Origin of the sequence: Nocardia sp. NPDC059154 (assembly GCF_042755705.1) — a bacterium.
Taxonomy (GTDB): domain Bacteria; phylum Actinomycetota; class Actinomycetes; order Mycobacteriales; family Mycobacteriaceae; genus Nocardia.
This window is the reverse complement of sequence record NZ_JBHZCS010000022.1, coordinates 4,873-21,540: the sequence shown is the minus strand read 5'-3', so window position 1 is coordinate 21,540 and position 16,668 is coordinate 4,873. Positions and strand designations below refer to the sequence as shown.

Below are 16,668 nucleotides of genomic sequence, written 5' to 3'. Positions count from 1 at the left end.
GTAGCAACGTAACTATCGGTCTGTTTGTTGGTCCAATCCTCCTGCGCTGTGAGCCTTTAGCTGTCGGCTGTGTGCTGTGCGCAAACGCGTAACAAAGGTGGCCGTCTTGGGCGACCATATTCATGTGCTTGTGAGTTTGACCCGAATCGGGGCGACACGGCAGCGATTCGACAAGGCATTCGCGATCCACGGTGTGGAGCCGACCCTCATGGATCATGCCTTTGCTTCGATACCGGGCGCGCGGGTTCTGCCGGTCGCTGGGCAACCCGGGCTATTCGTGGTAAGTGTGCCGATGGTCTGGCTCGGTACGCGTATCGCACGCGACGAAACCTTCTCGGCGCTGGCGGTCACCTTCGGGCAGTTGGCCGAGCGCGTGCGAGGGAACGGGGGCATGCTGGTGCCGACGGGGGTCGGAACATCATGGCGCACAGCGATTTCCGGCGGTGACCTGCATACCCTTGCGGTACTTTCCTCGGCGGAGCAGGAGGTGTTGTGTAACCTGCTGCGCTCTCAGATACCCGCGCTGGTCGCGCTGTTCGGACGTGGCATCACTGTGGCCGGTGCGCCGCTGGACCGCATCGGGTCGCGATGGCTCGCAGGCTCGGCTTCGCATCTGGCGACCAGGTTCCTCGCCTCGACAGCCCCCGAGCACTTGGATCGAGTCAAGGTTGAATTGCGCCGCCGGGACGGCGTGGAGTTGCTCGACCGCATGGACGTATATCCCTCGCACGAGCCGGACGGCACGTTGACCGTTTCTGTGCGCTGCCTGGACGCGGCGGCGACACTGGCCGGGATCCGTGCGCAAGCATTATTGTTGGCGGCGTTGGCAATGCAGGCCAGGCGATTGGTTCGCGACGGTCGGCGGGTCGGTAATACGCAGCAGCGAGTGCTGGAGGACAACCGCGCTCGTGCGGTTGCAGAGGGACTGCGCGCGCGACTGGCCGTTGACGAGGGACAACCGGCGCGGCAAGGGCCGAATGGCGCGACCGATCGGTCGAAGGTCGCGAACCGTCGGGAAGCGTCCGAACCGCCGATGCGGGACGCGCGAGATGTCGCAAGGTCGTTGATCCGCTCGGCGGCGGTGGAACTACGTAATCTCGATGCCGACGTCGCAGAACTCGCCCCCGTATTACTACCCCTCGATCTGCCGGAGCTCGGGGTCAAACGAGAAACGACCGAATCGGATATGTTGACGCGCTGGGCGGGCGACGGCGAGGGGGAACTACTCGGTCGATGTCTCGGCGCATTGGCCGACGCCACCCCCGGTGGCCCGTTGTTGGAGTGGCTGCAACATTCCATCCCTGGGCGGACCTCGATCGTTTTGGGCTCCTGGCGAAGTCGTATCGCCGATGCACAGCCCACCTCGACCAAAGGACGACCCCGTCAGAGCAGAGACGAGACTTCGGGCAGCCGGCCCCGAGTGGATCGGCGTACGAAACAAGGAGAAGACCGGGACGGCAGACGTCGGGGCGGTGACCCCAACGGCGGTAGGAAAGACGGCGCTCGGGGTCATGGCGCGAAGCGGAGGCGCGGTGATGAGGGGACTGCTCGATCATGAATGAGCCCGTCGAACTGATACTCGACCTGCGTGAATTCCGTGCCGTACCCGGGACGCCCGAGGAGTTCGCGGCGCTGTGGGAGGAGTTGGAGCCTGCCTTGTATGGCCGCCCCCTGCGTCAGGGACCGGTGCACACCCTCAACAGCCCGGACGGTGAGGTGCGGCTGGAGGTGGTGTGGATGCCCCCGGGCCTCGGGAGTATCGACGCTGGAACCCGATTCAGCATCGTCGCCGTGCGAGAGCGGCCACGGGTGCAATACCGGTGCAGGCACTGCGAGGCGTACGCGCCTTTCATCTGTTCGGCTTGCCCGCCCGACGCCAAGGACAATCGGGTCTGCGACCGCCACGTCGCGATTCTCGACGGTGCGCTGACCCCGACCTGCCAGGACCACCGTCCGCCCTGCCAAACGTGTGCGAACCCGGCCGAATTCCGTTGCGCGGGAAGGGCTTGCCGTCGCGAGAAGGCGTGGTGCGGGGCGCACCGCCGCCGTCATCCGCGAGACCCTGATGTTGCTTATTGCCCGTCGTGCTACGGGGATGTTTTCCCTCGTTGTGAGCAGCCAGGATGCAAGGACATCGGCACCGTTCGTTGCGAGTGTGTATCGCGATCGTTCTCCCAGTGTTCCCTGCGGATGTGCACCCGGCACGCGACACGCTGGCAAGTTTTCGGCGGCGAGCGAATGGGACTGGGCCTGTGCGCAATTCATTCCCGGGTGCGCGGGTTGCCCCCGGACGAGCTGATCTTCCGGATCATAGCCGGCGCGTCGGGCCGCCGGTGGCGGGAGCGGTTGCCCAGCCTGCAGGGCTTCGCTCACACTCTGCGCAATTGCGGTCACCTGAATCTGGCCATCGATTATCCGGGCATTCAGCGATTGCTCGAAGCGGAAGGACACGCTGTGCGCGGGAACAAGGCGTCGGCCAACGCCTTCGACCGGGCTCGGGCGGAATGGAAACGGCAGGCCGAGGCGGTAGCACAGACATCGCTGGAGGGGGAGCGGTTGGTGAAGCGGCTTCGGGAGTTGGTGGTCGAGAACAACCCTCGATTCGGGCCCGAAATCGCCGAGGTCATCGAGTTGGCCGAATTCAAGGCGGCGAGCATCCGTGACGGAAAAGTAAGGGCCGCAATGCTCTTCGTGAAGGTTCCGGAGCACCTGCGCGGACATTTCATCGGTACCCGCGGTCAGAGCATCCAGCGCTACACCGAGGAGCTCGGCGTCAAGGTGCAGATCGAAGGAAGGCGACGATGACCGTGCCGGTCGATTCGACTTCCCACCGGTTGGCGGCGGTACCGGCAGGCGGCCCGATCGCCGGGTGCCGCATCGGTTTGCCCGTCGGCGTGCCCGGTGGACCCGGCCTGCTGCAAATACAATCCACTCCGGTGCCGACCCGGATCGCCGTGTACGCGAGCGAAGTTCCGGATGTACCGGCCGACCACGTGGTCATCGGCGATGATCTCGCGTCGATGTGGGACATCGATCCAGCGGAACGGCGGCCGTGGCGCTTTGATCCTGTCGTTCCCCAACCGGTCCGGCGAATCGTGCTGGAACTGCCTACCGAGCGCGACCCGGTCGATGCCGCGCGAGAGGTTGCGCATGCTGGTCTCGCCGGTGCGCTGCTGTGGATACCGGATACCGGTGCGGACGTCTTCGTGCCGGTCAATGGGGTGCCCCATAGAGTACGGGAGATCGATATCAGCCGTGGCGGCGGACTGGTATGCCTGACCAAGGATTCCGTCGTAGAGCTGTATGCCTCCTCGGTGCGTGCTGGTGTGGATATTGTGGTGCTCGCCGATATCAGCAACTCGATGACCGTGGACGACATACCAGCCGCCCAGGAAGGCCCGGGATACTACAGCCGGCCGAACCACTGGATTACCCGGATAGACGCCCTAAAACGTGCTCTGCTGGACATGCTCGACATCCGCCTGCAGGTCTCGGGCCGTGTTTCGCGCCTGGCACTGCTCGAGTTCAATCAGAATGTGCAGCACAAATTCCCGCGCACCGGCGGAATGACGCAGCTGGACGGAAGCTCACCGGAAGCTCTGGTGATGGAGTTCCGCCACGCCGTCGCGGTGCTGCGGCCGGACGGCGTCACCGATATCGGCAATGCGCTGCACGCCGCGGCGAATGTGCTGTACCAGGACGGTCACCCAGGCAACGAGAAGCTCATCGTGCTAGTGAGCGACGGAGCGAACTGGACGCCGACGGGCGACCAGGGCACCGGCGAAGTCGTGCACACTGTGCAGGAACCGGTGAGCCTTGTCGCCCACCTGCATCGCGACGTCGGGATTCGGCTGCACGCCATAGGAATCAGCACTGCCGAGCTGTTCTACCGACGCGGGATATACCAGCCCAATGAGGCCATTGTCCCAAACCATGCTCTTCTGGAGGAGCTGGTCAAGGTCGGCGGGGGCGATCCCACAACTGTCGGTGGCCTGGACGTGTTGGCCGACTACTTCGCGGGGCTGGGCGCAGGCATCTTGCACCGGGTCGGTGAGCGGCTCACCGAGCCCGCCCGGCCGGGACCCCTGCCCGAACGGACCAGGGCAGCGCTCGAGCGTCTGCGTGCGATCGAGACGATCGAGTGGGACCGGCGGCGCGACGAGCTGCGCGATCGTCTCTCGGATCTCTTCATCGGTTGCAACGACGAAGCGACCCGCGTGTACGGCCGGCCGATCTGGCGCCCTCTGACTTTGCAGCAGTTGCTTAGTCGCGAACTCGGTCGGCCTGTCACCGACGTCAAGGCGTTCGCCTCGAGTCTGTCGCGAGGTCTGGCCGTCACCCGAACCGAACCGCAGTTCGCGCCGTTATGCGGATTGCTCGGCGAATTGGCCGGTACCGATATCGATTACGAGGCGTTGAGCACGCTGACCGGAGCCGCGGTCGACTCGCCCATGAGCGCCCAGGTCCTTCTCATGCAACGGGTGCACGACCTGACCGACGAGCTGCGCGTTCGCTTGGCCGACATGCGACCGGAGGGCCGAGATGAGCACGAACCGGACAGGCCCAGTGTCACAAGCAGATTCACCTACCGTGACTGAACTCGCGTACGGCCTCGACGCACAACCGGGGTTCCGGGTCGGTAACGCGGAAAACCCTGATCAATTTCTGCTGGAGGAGGAGATCGGGCAGGGCGGCGAGGGATCCGTATGGTTGGCCACCTCGCCGCGGCGCAACGGTGGCAAGCACCGCTGGGCGATCAAGATCCAGCACGCCGAGAACTTGGCCGCGGCGCACGACGAATCGCCCGCCGACGCGCTCGAGCGGTTGTACCAGCGTGCCCAGGAGGCGCGGGACGAAACCAGCCAGCTGCAACGTGAGGTGGCCGGCGTAGTTGGCGCGGCCGAGGTCTTCACCGGTCCCTCACCGCATCCGCCGGGCCGGGCTGGTGAGGTGCGTACGTTATACGTGGTCTCGCCCTGGGTCGATGGCCTGGATCTGACCAAATGGCTCAAGCGGAACCCCGCTTTCGAGCAGGTGTGCTCCGTCGCCGCCAAGCTTGCCGCGATCGTCGACGGAATCGCGTGCAGCAGAATGGAGGTCGTACACCGGGACATCTCGCCGTCGAATGTCATGTTTGACCCGCAGGCCGACACCGTGTCGCTCATAGACTTCACCTACGCCGTGCCGACCCGCAGCGGTCCCGTCACCGTCATCGTCAACAAGGGCTACACCGCGCCCGAGGCGTCGGTAACGGGGCATGGCAGCCCGGCGGCCGACCGGTATTCCTTCGGTGGAGTAATCTTCTTCCTGCTCACCGGCAGCAACCCGCCGCCGGCGGCCGCCGCGATCGAGTGCTACGACCAACTCGTCCGGCGAAGCTTCCCCAGTGAACTAGCTGCACACGTGACCGCCTTGCTGGCGAAGGACCCCGATTCGCGGCCGGAATCGTTGGTGCGCTGGGCATCTCAGCTGGCGGATCTCGGGAGACCCGCATCGGCTGTACTGCGGTACATCGATCTCGATGTGGCGGTCGACGGTCTACACACCACAACGGTCAGTGCGCTCGCGAGCATGGCCATAACCCACGCGCGGTTGGGCCCCGGCGCACTGTGGGCGCTGGTGCCGGATGCCGGTGCGCCCCCGGCCCCTGTCGTTGTTCGATCGATGGTCGATGGCAGGGGCACCCACGTCGACTTTGTCATCGACAAAGCGGGACGGCTCATGCTCGCTCGGAATGGAGCCTGGCAGGATATCGGTAGCGCGTCGGTGGGTGCAGGCTTGGCGGTGGCGCGCACGGCAGCTGGCTCTGCGCTTGCGCAGGTGGTCGACCCGATACGTGATCGCCTGACCGCAGTGGAGATCTCAGTGGACGGGACGATTCATCGGCACAGCTCTGGACCGTATCTGCGACGGGTGCTGTCCGCTCTGGCGGACCATGACGGGACGATAGTGGTTGTCGCGGTCTCCGCGACCGGCGAACTGTTATCGATCGTCGATGACTCCGTGAAACGCTTGGGCCTCAGTAACATTCGGTCCGCGACCATTGGCTTGAATACGCTGGGCGAGCCGGTGTGCTTTGCCTCGGTGACCGATCGCCGTGAATTGATGGGCTTTGAACGGCGGTACGGGGAGTGGTTGCCAACCTGCACAATTCCGGTTCCCGGTGAAGTGATCGACGTGGCCTGCGTCGGGCAACGAGACGGGATGACACTCGCTGCTGCAGGTGCGACCGGATTGTGGGTCACCAGCTGGCTCGACGGTGCGGATCCCGACTGGAAGCATCTTACCGGCCGGCCTTGCCACCGAGTGGCGATGACCGTAGGCGCTGCGTGGCGTATACAACTCGGGGCGATCGCTGAAGGGCGTGTCTTGATCGCTGCCGAAGACTTCGCCGGTCGATGGTCTACGACCGCGATCTCGAGATGAAGGGTGCTGACTTGTACCACGAATTCCTCTATCTGTCCGACCCGAAGGTGAAGCAGTTCGTTCCGGTCAAGGCCTCGTGGTGGCAACGTATGCGAATGCGAAAGATATCGGCGAAAGCGAAATTCACCCCGGTCGAGGTGGGCCTGGATGTTGATCTTGCGGATGTCGTTGCGAGTGAGGAGAGAATTCGGCAGCTTATCGAGTATCTCGAAGAGTCGTCCGTGGACTACACCGATATCGATATCGAACCCGGCCAATGGGTCGTGTTCGAGGGCCGAATCGGCATCGCCCACCTTGACGCGCCGTTGGTCCCCGGTCTTGCGCTGTTCTGCGAGGCCGAACCAATCACGGTCACCACGCCACGCATCATGTTGCACGGCTCGGCGCGCCACGTCGCGTCGAGCCGGTTGGCGCCCGAAACCGCTGACCGGCCGGGAGGCTATTCGGTATCTCTCGGTGCCACGAAAGAGATCCTCGAAGCACTTTTCGCCGCGCGCGGCTCGGGCACAGTCCGCAGCCTCCGGCATTTCTTGAACCCTCCGGCCAACGAAGACACCGACTTTCGCCAGAACTTGACTACCTTCTTCCGAGAAGTCGCGTGCAGTGCCGACTTTCGAGAGTTTGCGCCCTACTTGGGGGGCCACGCTCGAGTCACCGGGGTCGTTCACCCCCCGCAGTTGCCCTTTCCTGTTGTGCTCGCGTCTCCTCTGTATATGCGGTATGAACGGCCATGACAGACCGGTCTCAGTACGGTCGGCTCAATCGAAAAGGCTGGCGATTGCACCGGTGGCCGTAGCGGGATCGGCCCAGCCCGGCTATGGCCACTGCAGATACGCTTACCTGTTTACTCGCTCACACACCCGGCCCTGCACACCCACCTCCGCTAGGCCGCCTACGACGCTCTCCAACGAGCCGACCTACACCTCCGCGCGGCCCGGCGGTGCGGGCATTGATGGATCATCTGCTGACCCGGCCCGCGCACAGTGCGGACAGTGGCCGCGAGCGACACGTGGCGGAGTCAGGAGTCCAGGAACTGGTCGAGCTGGAGGTCGCCGCCGCCGGGGCGCGACACGGTACCTGTCGGAAGTCGGGGACGCCCGCCGCGGCCAGGACGTCCTCGTCGAGAAAGAAGTTGCGGCTGGTCTCGGCGGCGGGGGGAGGTGAGCACCGTATAGGCGGCGTCGGCGCAGATCTCGGTAGTGCGTGAGCGGGAGAGCATCTCGTTGCCGCGAGCACATTCTCGACCGCCGCGCTGGCGATGGTGGTGCGCGGCCACAGGGAATTGACGGCGATCCCCGCCGGGCGCAGTTCGTGCGCCAGGCCCAGGGCGGTCAGCGACATCCCGTATTTGGCGATCGTGTAGCCGAGATGTGCTCCGGCCCAGCGCGGGTTCGTATCGATCGGCGGCGACAGCGTCAGGATGTGCGGATTGCGCTCGGCGACAGTTGATTCGTGCACGGCGGGCAGGCAGGTCCGGGCGAGCAGGTAGCTGCCGCGGCAGTTGATGTCCTGCATCAGGTCGTACTTCTTCATGGCGATCTCATCGGTGGGGGACAGGTCGATCGCCGAGGCGTTGTTGACCACGATACGATTCCGCCGAACCGGTCGACGGTTTGGCGGACCGCAGCTTCGACCCGGTCGTCGAAGCGGATATCGGCGACGAAACTCAGCACGCGGCCGCCGGCCCGCTCCAACTCCGCGGCGGCGGTGTGGATGGTGCCGGACAGCTTCGGCTGCGGGACAGCGGTTTTGGCGATCAAGGTGATGTTGGCGCCGTCGGCGGCGGCGCGCCGGCCGATGGTCAGTCCGATGCCCCGGCTGCCACCTGCCGAAGTCCTGACCGGCCACGAGTTTGACAATTACCGCCGTCTGTCGCGAGAGGTGAAGCTCAGCCGGCTACGCCCAGGTGCCGGACGAAGGGCTTGGGCGCGGTGAACGGCGACCATTCGGGGTCGGCGCTGGGGGCGCCGGTGCGCACGAAGCTCAGCCATGCGGCACGTGTCTGCCGTCCGATGGTGTCGAGCTCGCGTCGATCCGCTCCGGCGAGCATCGGCGCGTCGGCCCAGGCGGCATCGCTGCCGAGGAGGAACGGCAGTTCGATGCAATGTGTGGCACCGAAGCCGGAATCCGGTGCGCGGTAGTCGAATCGGTACATCCATACGCGGGCACCGGCTCTGCTGAGCCGACGCGCCAAGCGGCGGCTCGGGATTCCGAACATCAGGGCCCTGATCGTCTGTTCGATCGCAGTGGCCAGGGCCGGGCCGATGCCGGGAATAGCACGCAGTCGCTGCATCCATGGGACCTGTCGATGGAAGGCGGTCATCTCCTGCGCGGTGGTGCCGATGATCACGTCCAGATCCTGTGCACGGGAATCGATCTCGGAGTTCCATCGCGCCTGGGTGGGCATGACGCCGACGCCGGGAACGGTCATGTGACCCGAGGCAGGGATCAGCTTCAGCCTGCCCCCGGACTCGGCAATGAGCCTGCCCTGTGCGCCGAGAATCGAGGCGATCGATGCCTGACGCGGGTCGCTACCGAGATGGTTCACGAAACGCCGGCCGCTGCGGCTCGCCATGCGGGCGTTGCCGATCCCGACCACGCCGGTCGGGTCGCTCTGGATGATGGCTCGGCGGAAAAGCCCACGGGTCTGGGGCATTCCGAGCAGGCAACGCACACTGTGGGCCCCGGCGGACTGACCCGCGATCGTCACCGCACCCGGATCGCCTCCGAAGGCCGCGATGTTCTCGTGAACCCATTGCAGTGCGGCGAGCTGGTCGGCGGGAGCGAAATTCCCGTCCGATACTCCGGCCGCACGCAGGTACCCGAGCGTTCCGATGCGATAGGTGACCCCAACGACCACGATATCGCCCTCACGGGCGAGCCGATGTCCGCCGTACCAGCCCAAATTACCTGCCCCGGTGACGAACCCGCCGCCGTGGAACCACACCAGAACCGGTCGCAGCGAATCATCGACCGCCGGAGTGGTGATCGTCAGGTTCAGGCAATCCTCGGACTGTTCGTGATCCTCCTGCACGCCCATCACCGCCTCCAGCCGCGACGGCAACTGCGGACAGATCGGCCCGTCCCGGGTGGCGTCCCGCTCCCCGCGCCACGGCTGAACGGGGCCAGGCGCACAGAACCGAACGGCTTCCGCATAGGGCACACCCCGGAACACGACGGCACCCTCTTCGGCCGCCCCGCGCAGCACACCGTTCTTCGTGTCCGTCGTTGTGATCATCGATGAACTCCAATCTGCCGGTGCCGCCGAAGGAAACAATCGCAGACCCAAACCCGGTGCTGGCCGGTCATTCCTACGACGGCGCGATGATCACCGTCGCCGGTGTGGTCGACACTGTGATCGGTCTGGGCTACGACTCCGGCTACGCGATCGAGGAGGGGGAGAGCCTCGGACAGTTGAGGGTAGCCGTGCGCGCCTTCGTGGAAGGCGCGCACCGGGTGGCGACGGCAGGTCGGGTCAGCCGACCGCCACGGTGGAGGCGGCGACGGCACCGGCGAAGCTAACGCTGGTCTCACATCGTCGCTGCAAAAGCTCGGTCGCGGTGCCGCCGGGTTCGCCCACCTGTGCTCGAATGTAAGTCACAGGGCCCCAAGGATTCTCGCTAGTTCTTCGCCGAGTGGATAGAGCTTCTCCGGAGGGATGAGGCGCTTGGCGCGGTCGGCCCGCCCCTCGCGCAGATGTGCGGAGATCCGGTGCACGAGGGGAGTGCAATCGCGTATCTCTACGGGCCAGTCGCTGACGTAGCGTTCGACGATGTTTCGTGACAGGCCGACCTGAATACTGCGGTGGTCCAGCTTCGCCCCGTGGATCGAGTATTCCGGATCCCATTGGACATGGACGAGCGCCTGTTTGAACATCGCCCGCCACTGTGCGGCGTCAGCGTAGACACGCCGCTCGGGACTTGTGAGGACAGCGTGAGTGAGGGCCTCCTCCCATCCCGTCCGGGTGATCCGGACGGCGAGAATGCGTTCCTGACCGGGCTTGCGGGCCCAGTTGCTGCGCTGCATGAGCCATCGGAAGGACGGCTTGATCCACGTCATGCGGTTCAGTGAGAAGGGCTCGACCAAGCGCTGCGCTGCGACAGCCGCGGAGGCGATGGCGTCGTTGAAGGCCTGGTAGACGACGATCGTGTCGCGGTCGAAGTCTGCGCGGATCTCGTACTGATTCATAACGAACGCAGAGTATGACCGTGCACGCCGTGGTTGCCACTGCTTTACCCGCAGGACTGGCGTTTGCGAGGCAGGGTGTTGAAGCCACGCTGCATCTGACCTCCCATCGCCACCCCTGCGCCACAACAGCTTTCAGGGCTGAACGTCCGCCGATCACCTACGGCTGTCGATATCCGGACGTTCGAACCGCATCCGCCGAGCACGATCATCAGTGTTCGTCGTAATGCCCGTTGTGGGGTGCGTGCCGGTGCCCATCGTGGATGTAGTCGACGTGGTCGCCATGGGGCACGGCGGTGTGGCCGCAGCCCTCGCCGTGAACGTGATCGTGGCTTTCGTGCGCGGTGTGCGCGGCCGGTTCGCACTCGTCGTAGTGATCGCCGTGTGCACGGTGCAGGTGGCCGTCGTGTACGTAGTCGGTGTGGCCGTTGTGTGGAACAGCTACATGTCCGCAACCTTCGCCGTGATGGTGGTCGTGCTCGGTGTGCGCCGCATGCTCGGGTGTGGTCATGATCCTCGTTCCTTTCTCGTGCCTCTCTTTGAGTGCTTCCCTTCCGCTGTCAATTTCACATCATAATGTGCGCATCCTTTTGCGTATGTGCTGATAGGTAGCTATTTCTCAGGTGGCCCGATGTGCTCGGCGGCCTGCCGATTCGCATGGATGACCGGTTCGGATTCGGCTTGGAAAAGGGGTGGAGGGCTGTTACGTTGTTGCTAATGATTTTCAATTTCAAGAGCTGGTGAAGGTTGTAAGATGGCTGGTCTGGTTTTCAGCAAACGCGCGATGGCGGCGGCCGCGTGCGCGGTGGCGGTGGTGGGGGTAGCGACGGCGTGCAGCACGTCGTCGAAGTCGTCGGAGTCGTCGAGCGGCAAGCTCGAGGTGGTGGCGACGATCAATGCCTGGGGCAGCATCGCGGCACAGCTCGGCGGTGACAAGGTGCACGAGACGAGCATCATCACCAACCCCGACACCGACCCGCACGACTACGAGCCCTCGCCCGCCGACGCGCGTACGGTCGCAGGCGCGAAGGTGTTCATTTCCAACGGAATCGGTTATGACGCCTGGTCGGACAAGCTGCTGGCGGCCAACCCGGGCCAGGATCGCACCGAGCTCACCGTGGGCAAGGAGCTAGGGGTGGCCGAGGACGGGAATCCGCACCAGTGGTACTCGCCGGCCTCGGTCACCAAGATCGTGGATGCGATCACCGCCGACTACAAGAAGGCCGATCCGGCCGATGCCGCATACTTCGACGATCAGCGCACCAAGTTCGTCGGCACTGCGCTGGCGAAATACAACGGCCTGGTCGCCGACATCAAGGCCAAGTACGCGGGCACCCCGGTCGGCGCCAGCGAATCGATCTTCTCGCCGCTCTCGGATGCGCTGGGGCTCGAGCTGATCACGCCCGCCGCGTTCCTGAAGGCGATCAGCGAAGGCACCGATCCCGCGCCGGCGGACAAGGCGGCCATCGATCAGCAGATCGCCACCAAGGCGCTGAAGGTCTACGTCTACAACACCCAGAACAGCACCCCGGACGTCCAGGCCCAGGTGGACGCGGTCAAGAAGCAGGGCATCGAGGTCAGCACCGTCACCGAGACGCTCGCCCCGGCCGATGCGACGTTCCAGGACTGGCAGTCCGCTCAGTTGCAGACGTTGGAAGACGCACTGCACAAGGCGACAGGCAAGTAAATGACCACCGTGAAGGCCCGGGCCGCGGCGGACCCCGTCGCGGACCCGGCGCCGTCAAACCCGGAAACCGTGGTCCATATGAGGGGGATCGCGGCAGCGGTTGGCGGTAAGCGGATCTGGTCCAAGGTTTCGCTGGACGTGGAGCCGGGGGATTTCGTCGCGGTGCTCGGCCCGAACGGTGCTGGGAAATCGACACTGCTGAAAAGCGATTCTCGGCCTGGTGCCGACCGATACGGGGACACTCGAGGTGCTCGGTGGCAGACCGGGCCGGCACAACGCCGGGATCGGATATCTGCCGCAGCGTCGGGCCTTCGACGCGAGTGTCCGCATCCGTGGCATCGACATCGTCCGGCTCGGCCTCGACGGCGCACGCTGGGGTACACCCATCCCGTTCCTGTCGAGAATCGTTGCGCCACAGCGCTTACAGGCGACACAACGGCGATTGCGGGAGGTGATCGAGCTGGTCGGCGCGAGCGCGTACGCGCACCGGCCGATCGGACAGTGCTCCGGCGGCGAGCAGCAGCGGCTGCTGATCGCGCAGGCACTGGTTCGCCGTCCGCGATTGCTGCTGCTCGATGAGCCACTGGACAGTCTCGACGTGCCGAGTCAGGCCGGGATCAGCGCGCTCATCCGTGATGTCTGCCGGCAGGAGCGAGTCGCGGTCATGATGGTCGCTCACGACGTGAATCCGATTCTGCCGTACCTGGATCGGCTGATCTATCTAGCGCACGGCACCTCCTTGACGGGTACACCCGAGGAAGTGATCACCGGTGAGCGGCTGTCGGCGCTCTACGGTATCCGGATCGAGGTGCTGCGCGACAGCACCGGGCGGCTCGTGGTCGTCGGGCAGCCCGATGTCGCGGCCGGGCATGTGCTCGCGAATCCCGATACGGGGGAGTCCCGATGAACCCGGCGGCATCCTGGAATCTGGTGCAGGATCTGCGCGAGATGCTCTCGTATCCGTTCATGGTGAATGCCGTGCGCGCTGGCACCATCGTCGCGGTGGTGGCGGGTGCTGCCGGCTGGGTGATGGTATTGCGTCGGGAGAGCTTCGCAGGCCATACCTTGGCCGTGGTCGGGTTTCCGGGTGCGGCTGCGGCCACGTGGCTCGGAATCGCCTCCGGATATGGGTATTTCGGAGCATGTGTCGGCGCGGCGATCGTGATCGCCGCCTTGCCCCGCTCGGTCCGGACCCGCGGTGGCGGTGAACAGTCGGCCGTGATCGGCATCGTGCAGGCGTTCGCCTTGGCCACCGGAATGCTGTTCGTCAGCCTGTACAAGGGCTTTCTGTCCGGGCTGACGAACCTGCTGTTCGGCACGATCGCGGGCGTCACCGATGAGCAGGTCGTGCTGTTGCTGGTCGCCGCGGTGCCGTGCCTGCTGCTGCTGGCGGTGCTCGGCAGGCCCCTGCTGTGGGTCTCGATCGACCCGGAAGCTGCTGCCGTGCAGGGTATTCCGTCTCATTTTGTGGCCGCAGCCTTCATGGTGCTGCTGGGTGTCGCTGCGGCGGGCACCAGTCAGGTCACCGGCAGTCTGCTGGTCTTCGCTCTCCTGGTGGCCCCGGCCGCGGCCGCACACCAGCTCACCGGTCACCCGGGCCGAGGGATCGCGGCGTCGGTCGCGATCGCGCTCGTGGTCACCTGGGTGGGAATGGGTTTCGCGTTCTTCTCGCCGTATCCGATCGGATTCTGGGTCAGCAGTTTCGCTTTCGGTGTCTACCTGGTCTGCCTGACCTGGCGAAAATGGCGCGACCGGGTGCCGCTGCGGAGGCTCGCATCGCAAGCCGCCGACTTGCCTCGGGAGGTCGCCGCATGAACGCCGTGACAGCGATGCTGGCGCATCCGTTCATCGCGCACGCGTTCCTCGCGGGGACCGCAGTGGCCGTATTGTGCGGCCTGACAGGATATTTCCTCGTGCGACGGGGCGAGGTCTTCGCCGGCGATGCGCTCGGCCACGTCGCCTACACCGGCGCCATGGCGGCCTTGGCTGCGGGACTGAACCCTCGCGCCGGACTCTTCGCGGCGGCCATCGCGGCCGGTTTCACGCTGGGCCTGGGCGGAATTCGCGGCGGCACGGACGATGTCGCGATCGGGTCGTTCTTCTCCTGGATCTTGGGTCTGGGCGTGCTGTTCCTGACCTACGACACCACGCACCGCAGCGGCGGAAACGGCAATGCGAACGTGAACGTGCTGTTCGGCAGCATCTTCGGGATCAATGCCGCGGCGGCCGCGACTGCCGCGCTCGTCGGCGCGGTCGCGATCGCGCTGCTGCTGAGCGTCTCGCGCCCGCTGTTGTTCGCGACCATCGATCCCGCTGTCGCCCGGGCGGCGGGTGTGCCCACGTGCCTGCTGGGCGCGGTATTCCTGGCCATCGTTGGAACAACCGTCGCCGAGGCCACCCCGCTGGTCGGGTCCGTCGTCGTCCTCGGGCTGCTCGCCGCCCCGGCGGCCGCCGCGGCCCGGCTCACGGGCCGGCCGTGGACGGCATTCTGGTTGTCCGCGGCGCTGGCCGTCCTGGCCGTCTGGGCGGGCATCACGCTCTCCTACGAAATACCCGCCGCGCCGGCCAGTTTCACCATCATGGCCGTCGCAACCTGCTGCTATCTGTGCGCTTTCCTCCTCGACCGCTTCCGACGCCACCGAGCACATGCGACAACGGAACTTTCCATCAGCTGACATCGATCGGGCCGCTCCCCGCACCACCAAGCGGCAACGTGCCGTGCTGGCCCTGCTGGGCCGCGACGACCGTTTCCGCAGCGCCCAGCAACTGCACGCCGAACTACGCGCCGACGGGTCCATCAGCTTCGGCCTCACCAGCGTGTACCGAATCCTGCACCGGCTCACCGAGCAACAACTGGTCGAAACGCAACGTGCCGAGGACGGCGAATTCCTCTACCGCCTCCGCCGCACCACCGGCCACCACCACAACCTGCTGTGCCGAATCTGCGGCCGCGCCGAACAATTCGCCGTCAGCGAGCTGGAACACCACACCGAGCGCATCGCGCACCAACATCGCTACATCGACCTCGAACACCACATCGACTTGTATGGCACCTGCCCAGATTGTGCGGCCGCGAACCCGCTCGCAGAACCCTGATCGGGAGTCGGACTCGACGACCTCGCCCGGGAGCGAGAGCGGATGACAGTCGGTGCGGGTCAGTGCCTCAACGAACCGACCGCCGCCGAGACAGCCGACCGACGCGTGAGCGATGGCGGCCCGCGCCGGTCGGCTAGCCTGAAAGCTGTGGGCATTCCCACAGGGTGGGCGATCATCGCCGGGGCCGGTACGGGCCATGTCCCGGCATACAGTCACACCGAGGTGTGGGTTGGTTCGGCGATCGTGTTGGTGATCTTGCTGATCGCGCTGCTCCGGGGCCTTGGTGGCACGGGTGCGCAGACATCTCGGAAACGGCCCCGTCCGGGACGTGGACGGGGCCGATGATCGGCCGGTCGCAGCCGCGACCGAGCGCTGAATGGCCTTGATCCGGTTCTTCCATCGGATCAATACTCCGGCCGGCCCCGTAGACGTGCCGGCGGCCTGAGTTGGAACGTGTTTGTGCTACTGCGGCTTTCGCTTCGGCACGACCACGCCCGGCGCGGTCCTGGCCGGCGCGTACAGAAACCGACCGGCCCCGATTTGACTTTCGCCGGAAAACAGCCCAGTATTCTCCGGTCAGCACCTCGCTAGGCGAGGCTCCTGCACGAACACAGGCCACTGATCCGACGACGTCGAGAGACGCCCAGGGTTAGGACAGGTTTCCCCGGATTAAGGGGTCACCCGAAGTGGCTTCCCGCAAGGGATCACGTCGTGCAGTGCCGAAGCTCTGACGAGAGGGGTGCCAATCCGAACAGTTTATTCGGGTTTTCTCCCCTTGATGTTCTGACATTTCAACGTAGTGACGTGCGCGTCCAGGCAGCAAGGAGGTGAGGGACGACATGAAGTCCGGTGATAGTCCGTATCCGAGTCCGGTTCGAAAACATTCGTTCCCAGCTTGCTGCGACACTGTAACCGCCTGACATCCCGAAATCAGGCATCGACCACGGCGACACCGGTCGTCCGTGACGTGGTCGATGCGTGCCTTCGGTGTGCCTTGTCGTGCCCAGAATGTATTGCAGCGGTTGGCCTTTCGCAAAGGAAGCCCCCATCATGGCCGTCATCGCATTCCCCCGTTCGGGTTACGTCTCGCTGACCGATTCCGTCCGTCGCTACGTCACGCGGCACCGGCTGTCCGAGCAGGAGCGCCACAACCTGCACCTGGCCCGCGGCCGTAGCGCGGTCTACACCGCCTCCCTGGGCGGACACTCCTTCCACGCCTGACACCCGCAGCGGTCGACAGCCTCGGCCGCGACCGCCACAGGGAGCGGCGTCCC

The 16,668-nt window shown here is 65.3% G+C and carries 17 protein-coding genes, 1 pseudogene and 1 riboswitch; of the genes and pseudogenes, 13 read left to right on the top strand and 5 right to left on the bottom strand.

The genetic code is table 11. From position 1 onward, the window contains the following. Positions 1-106 precede the first annotated feature (106 nt). The 5 genes from ACFXN1_RS20140 (at position 107) to ACFXN1_RS20120 (ending at position 7,160) form a co-directional block, all read left to right on the top strand. Positions 107-1,558 (top strand): hypothetical protein, encoded by a 1,452-nt coding sequence (locus ACFXN1_RS20140; protein WP_379438468.1) that lies wholly within the window; start codon positions 107-109, stop codon positions 1,556-1,558. Between the two features lie 158 nt (positions 1,559-1,716). Continuing rightward, entirely contained in the window at positions 1,717-2,805 is a 1,089-nt protein-coding gene (locus ACFXN1_RS20135) for a KH domain-containing protein (protein ID WP_379438467.1), read from the top strand. A gap of 131 nt (positions 2,806-2,936) precedes the next feature. Beyond that, positions 2,937-4,598, top strand: coding sequence for a vWA domain-containing protein (locus ACFXN1_RS20130; RefSeq protein ID WP_379438465.1), 1,662 nt, complete (start codon positions 2,937-2,939; stop codon positions 4,596-4,598). Beyond that, positions 4,591-6,426, top strand: coding sequence for a serine/threonine protein kinase (locus ACFXN1_RS20125; protein WP_379438464.1), 1,836 nt, complete (start codon positions 4,591-4,593; stop codon positions 6,424-6,426). Before ACFXN1_RS20130 ends, ACFXN1_RS20125 begins: the two co-directional genes overlap by 8 nt. Continuing rightward, on the top strand, positions 6,399-7,160 hold the full coding sequence (locus tag ACFXN1_RS20120; protein ID WP_379438462.1) for an SAVMC3_10250 family protein: 762 nt from the start codon (positions 6,399-6,401) through the stop codon (positions 7,158-7,160). The genes ACFXN1_RS20125 and ACFXN1_RS20120 overlap by 28 nt, the downstream gene beginning before the upstream one ends. A gap of 223 nt (positions 7,161-7,383) precedes the next feature. Here ACFXN1_RS20120 and ACFXN1_RS20115 read toward each other — a convergent pair whose 3' ends face one another. The 3 genes from ACFXN1_RS20115 to ACFXN1_RS20105 are packed head-to-tail and all read right to left on the bottom strand — an operon-like array spanning position 7,384 to position 9,664. Beyond that, positions 7,384-8,010 (bottom strand): SDR family oxidoreductase, encoded by a 627-nt coding sequence (locus tag ACFXN1_RS20115; RefSeq protein ID WP_379438461.1) that lies wholly within the window; start codon positions 8,008-8,010, stop codon positions 7,384-7,386. Then, a complete protein-coding gene (locus ACFXN1_RS20110; RefSeq protein ID WP_379438459.1) occupies positions 7,956-8,285 on the bottom strand; it encodes an SDR family NAD(P)-dependent oxidoreductase in 330 nt (109 codons plus the stop codon). The genes ACFXN1_RS20115 and ACFXN1_RS20110 overlap by 55 nt, the downstream gene beginning before the upstream one ends. A gap of 29 nt (positions 8,286-8,314) precedes the next feature. Then, positions 8,315-9,664 (bottom strand): carboxylesterase/lipase family protein, encoded by a 1,350-nt coding sequence (locus ACFXN1_RS20105; protein WP_379438458.1) that lies wholly within the window; start codon positions 9,662-9,664, stop codon positions 8,315-8,317. Between the two features lie 2 nt (positions 9,665-9,666). On the opposite strand from ACFXN1_RS20105, the gene ACFXN1_RS20100 reads away from it, so the two are divergent. Then, entirely contained in the window at positions 9,667-9,948 is a 282-nt protein-coding gene (locus ACFXN1_RS20100) for a hypothetical protein (RefSeq protein WP_379438456.1), read from the top strand. A gap of 75 nt (positions 9,949-10,023) precedes the next feature. Here ACFXN1_RS20100 and ACFXN1_RS20095 read toward each other — a convergent pair whose 3' ends face one another. Then, the gene (locus ACFXN1_RS20095; RefSeq protein ID WP_379438455.1) at positions 10,024-10,614 is read right to left on the bottom strand and encodes a DUF4291 domain-containing protein; all 591 of its coding nucleotides are present in this window, start codon (positions 10,612-10,614) and stop codon (positions 10,024-10,026) included. A gap of 208 nt (positions 10,615-10,822) precedes the next feature. Then, the gene (locus ACFXN1_RS20090; protein ID WP_379438453.1) at positions 10,823-11,122 is read right to left on the bottom strand and encodes a hypothetical protein; all 300 of its coding nucleotides are present in this window, start codon (positions 11,120-11,122) and stop codon (positions 10,823-10,825) included. Positions 11,123-11,365: 243 nt separating this feature from the next. On the opposite strand from ACFXN1_RS20090, the gene ACFXN1_RS20085 reads away from it, so the two are divergent. The 7 genes and pseudogenes from ACFXN1_RS20085 to ACFXN1_RS20055 all read left to right on the top strand — a co-directional run bounded on the left by ACFXN1_RS20085 (position 11,366) and on the right by ACFXN1_RS20055 (position 16,615). Then, positions 11,366-12,298, top strand: coding sequence for a metal ABC transporter solute-binding protein, Zn/Mn family (locus ACFXN1_RS20085; RefSeq protein WP_379438452.1), 933 nt, complete (start codon positions 11,366-11,368; stop codon positions 12,296-12,298). Further along, a pseudogene (locus tag ACFXN1_RS20080) lies at positions 12,299-12,466 on the top strand (hypothetical protein); the annotation flags it as partial. It abuts the gene before it with no gap. A gap of 52 nt (positions 12,467-12,518) precedes the next feature. Beyond that, positions 12,519-13,205 carry a metal ABC transporter ATP-binding protein gene (locus tag ACFXN1_RS20075; protein ID WP_379438450.1) on the top strand — a complete coding sequence of 229 codons (687 nt, stop codon included), beginning with the start codon at positions 12,519-12,521 and terminating at the stop codon, positions 13,203-13,205. Next, the gene (locus ACFXN1_RS20070) at positions 13,202-14,113 is read left to right on the top strand and encodes a metal ABC transporter permease (RefSeq protein WP_379438449.1); all 912 of its coding nucleotides are present in this window, start codon (positions 13,202-13,204) and stop codon (positions 14,111-14,113) included. Before ACFXN1_RS20075 ends, ACFXN1_RS20070 begins: the two co-directional genes overlap by 4 nt. Next, a complete protein-coding gene (locus ACFXN1_RS20065; RefSeq protein WP_379438447.1) occupies positions 14,110-14,973 on the top strand; it encodes a metal ABC transporter permease in 864 nt (287 codons plus the stop codon). The genes ACFXN1_RS20070 and ACFXN1_RS20065 overlap by 4 nt, the downstream gene beginning before the upstream one ends. Continuing rightward, positions 14,945-15,394, top strand: a complete 450-nt coding sequence (locus tag ACFXN1_RS20060; protein ID WP_379438446.1) for a Fur family transcriptional regulator — start codon at positions 14,945-14,947, stop codon at positions 15,392-15,394. The genes ACFXN1_RS20065 and ACFXN1_RS20060 overlap by 29 nt, the downstream gene beginning before the upstream one ends. A gap of 576 nt (positions 15,395-15,970) precedes the next feature. After that, a riboswitch (M-box (ykoK) riboswitch) is annotated at positions 15,971-16,140 on the top strand. A gap of 304 nt (positions 16,141-16,444) precedes the next feature. After that, on the top strand, positions 16,445-16,615 hold the full coding sequence (locus tag ACFXN1_RS20055) for a hypothetical protein (RefSeq protein WP_379398545.1): 171 nt from the start codon (positions 16,445-16,447) through the stop codon (positions 16,613-16,615). Positions 16,616-16,668 lie beyond the last annotated feature (53 nt).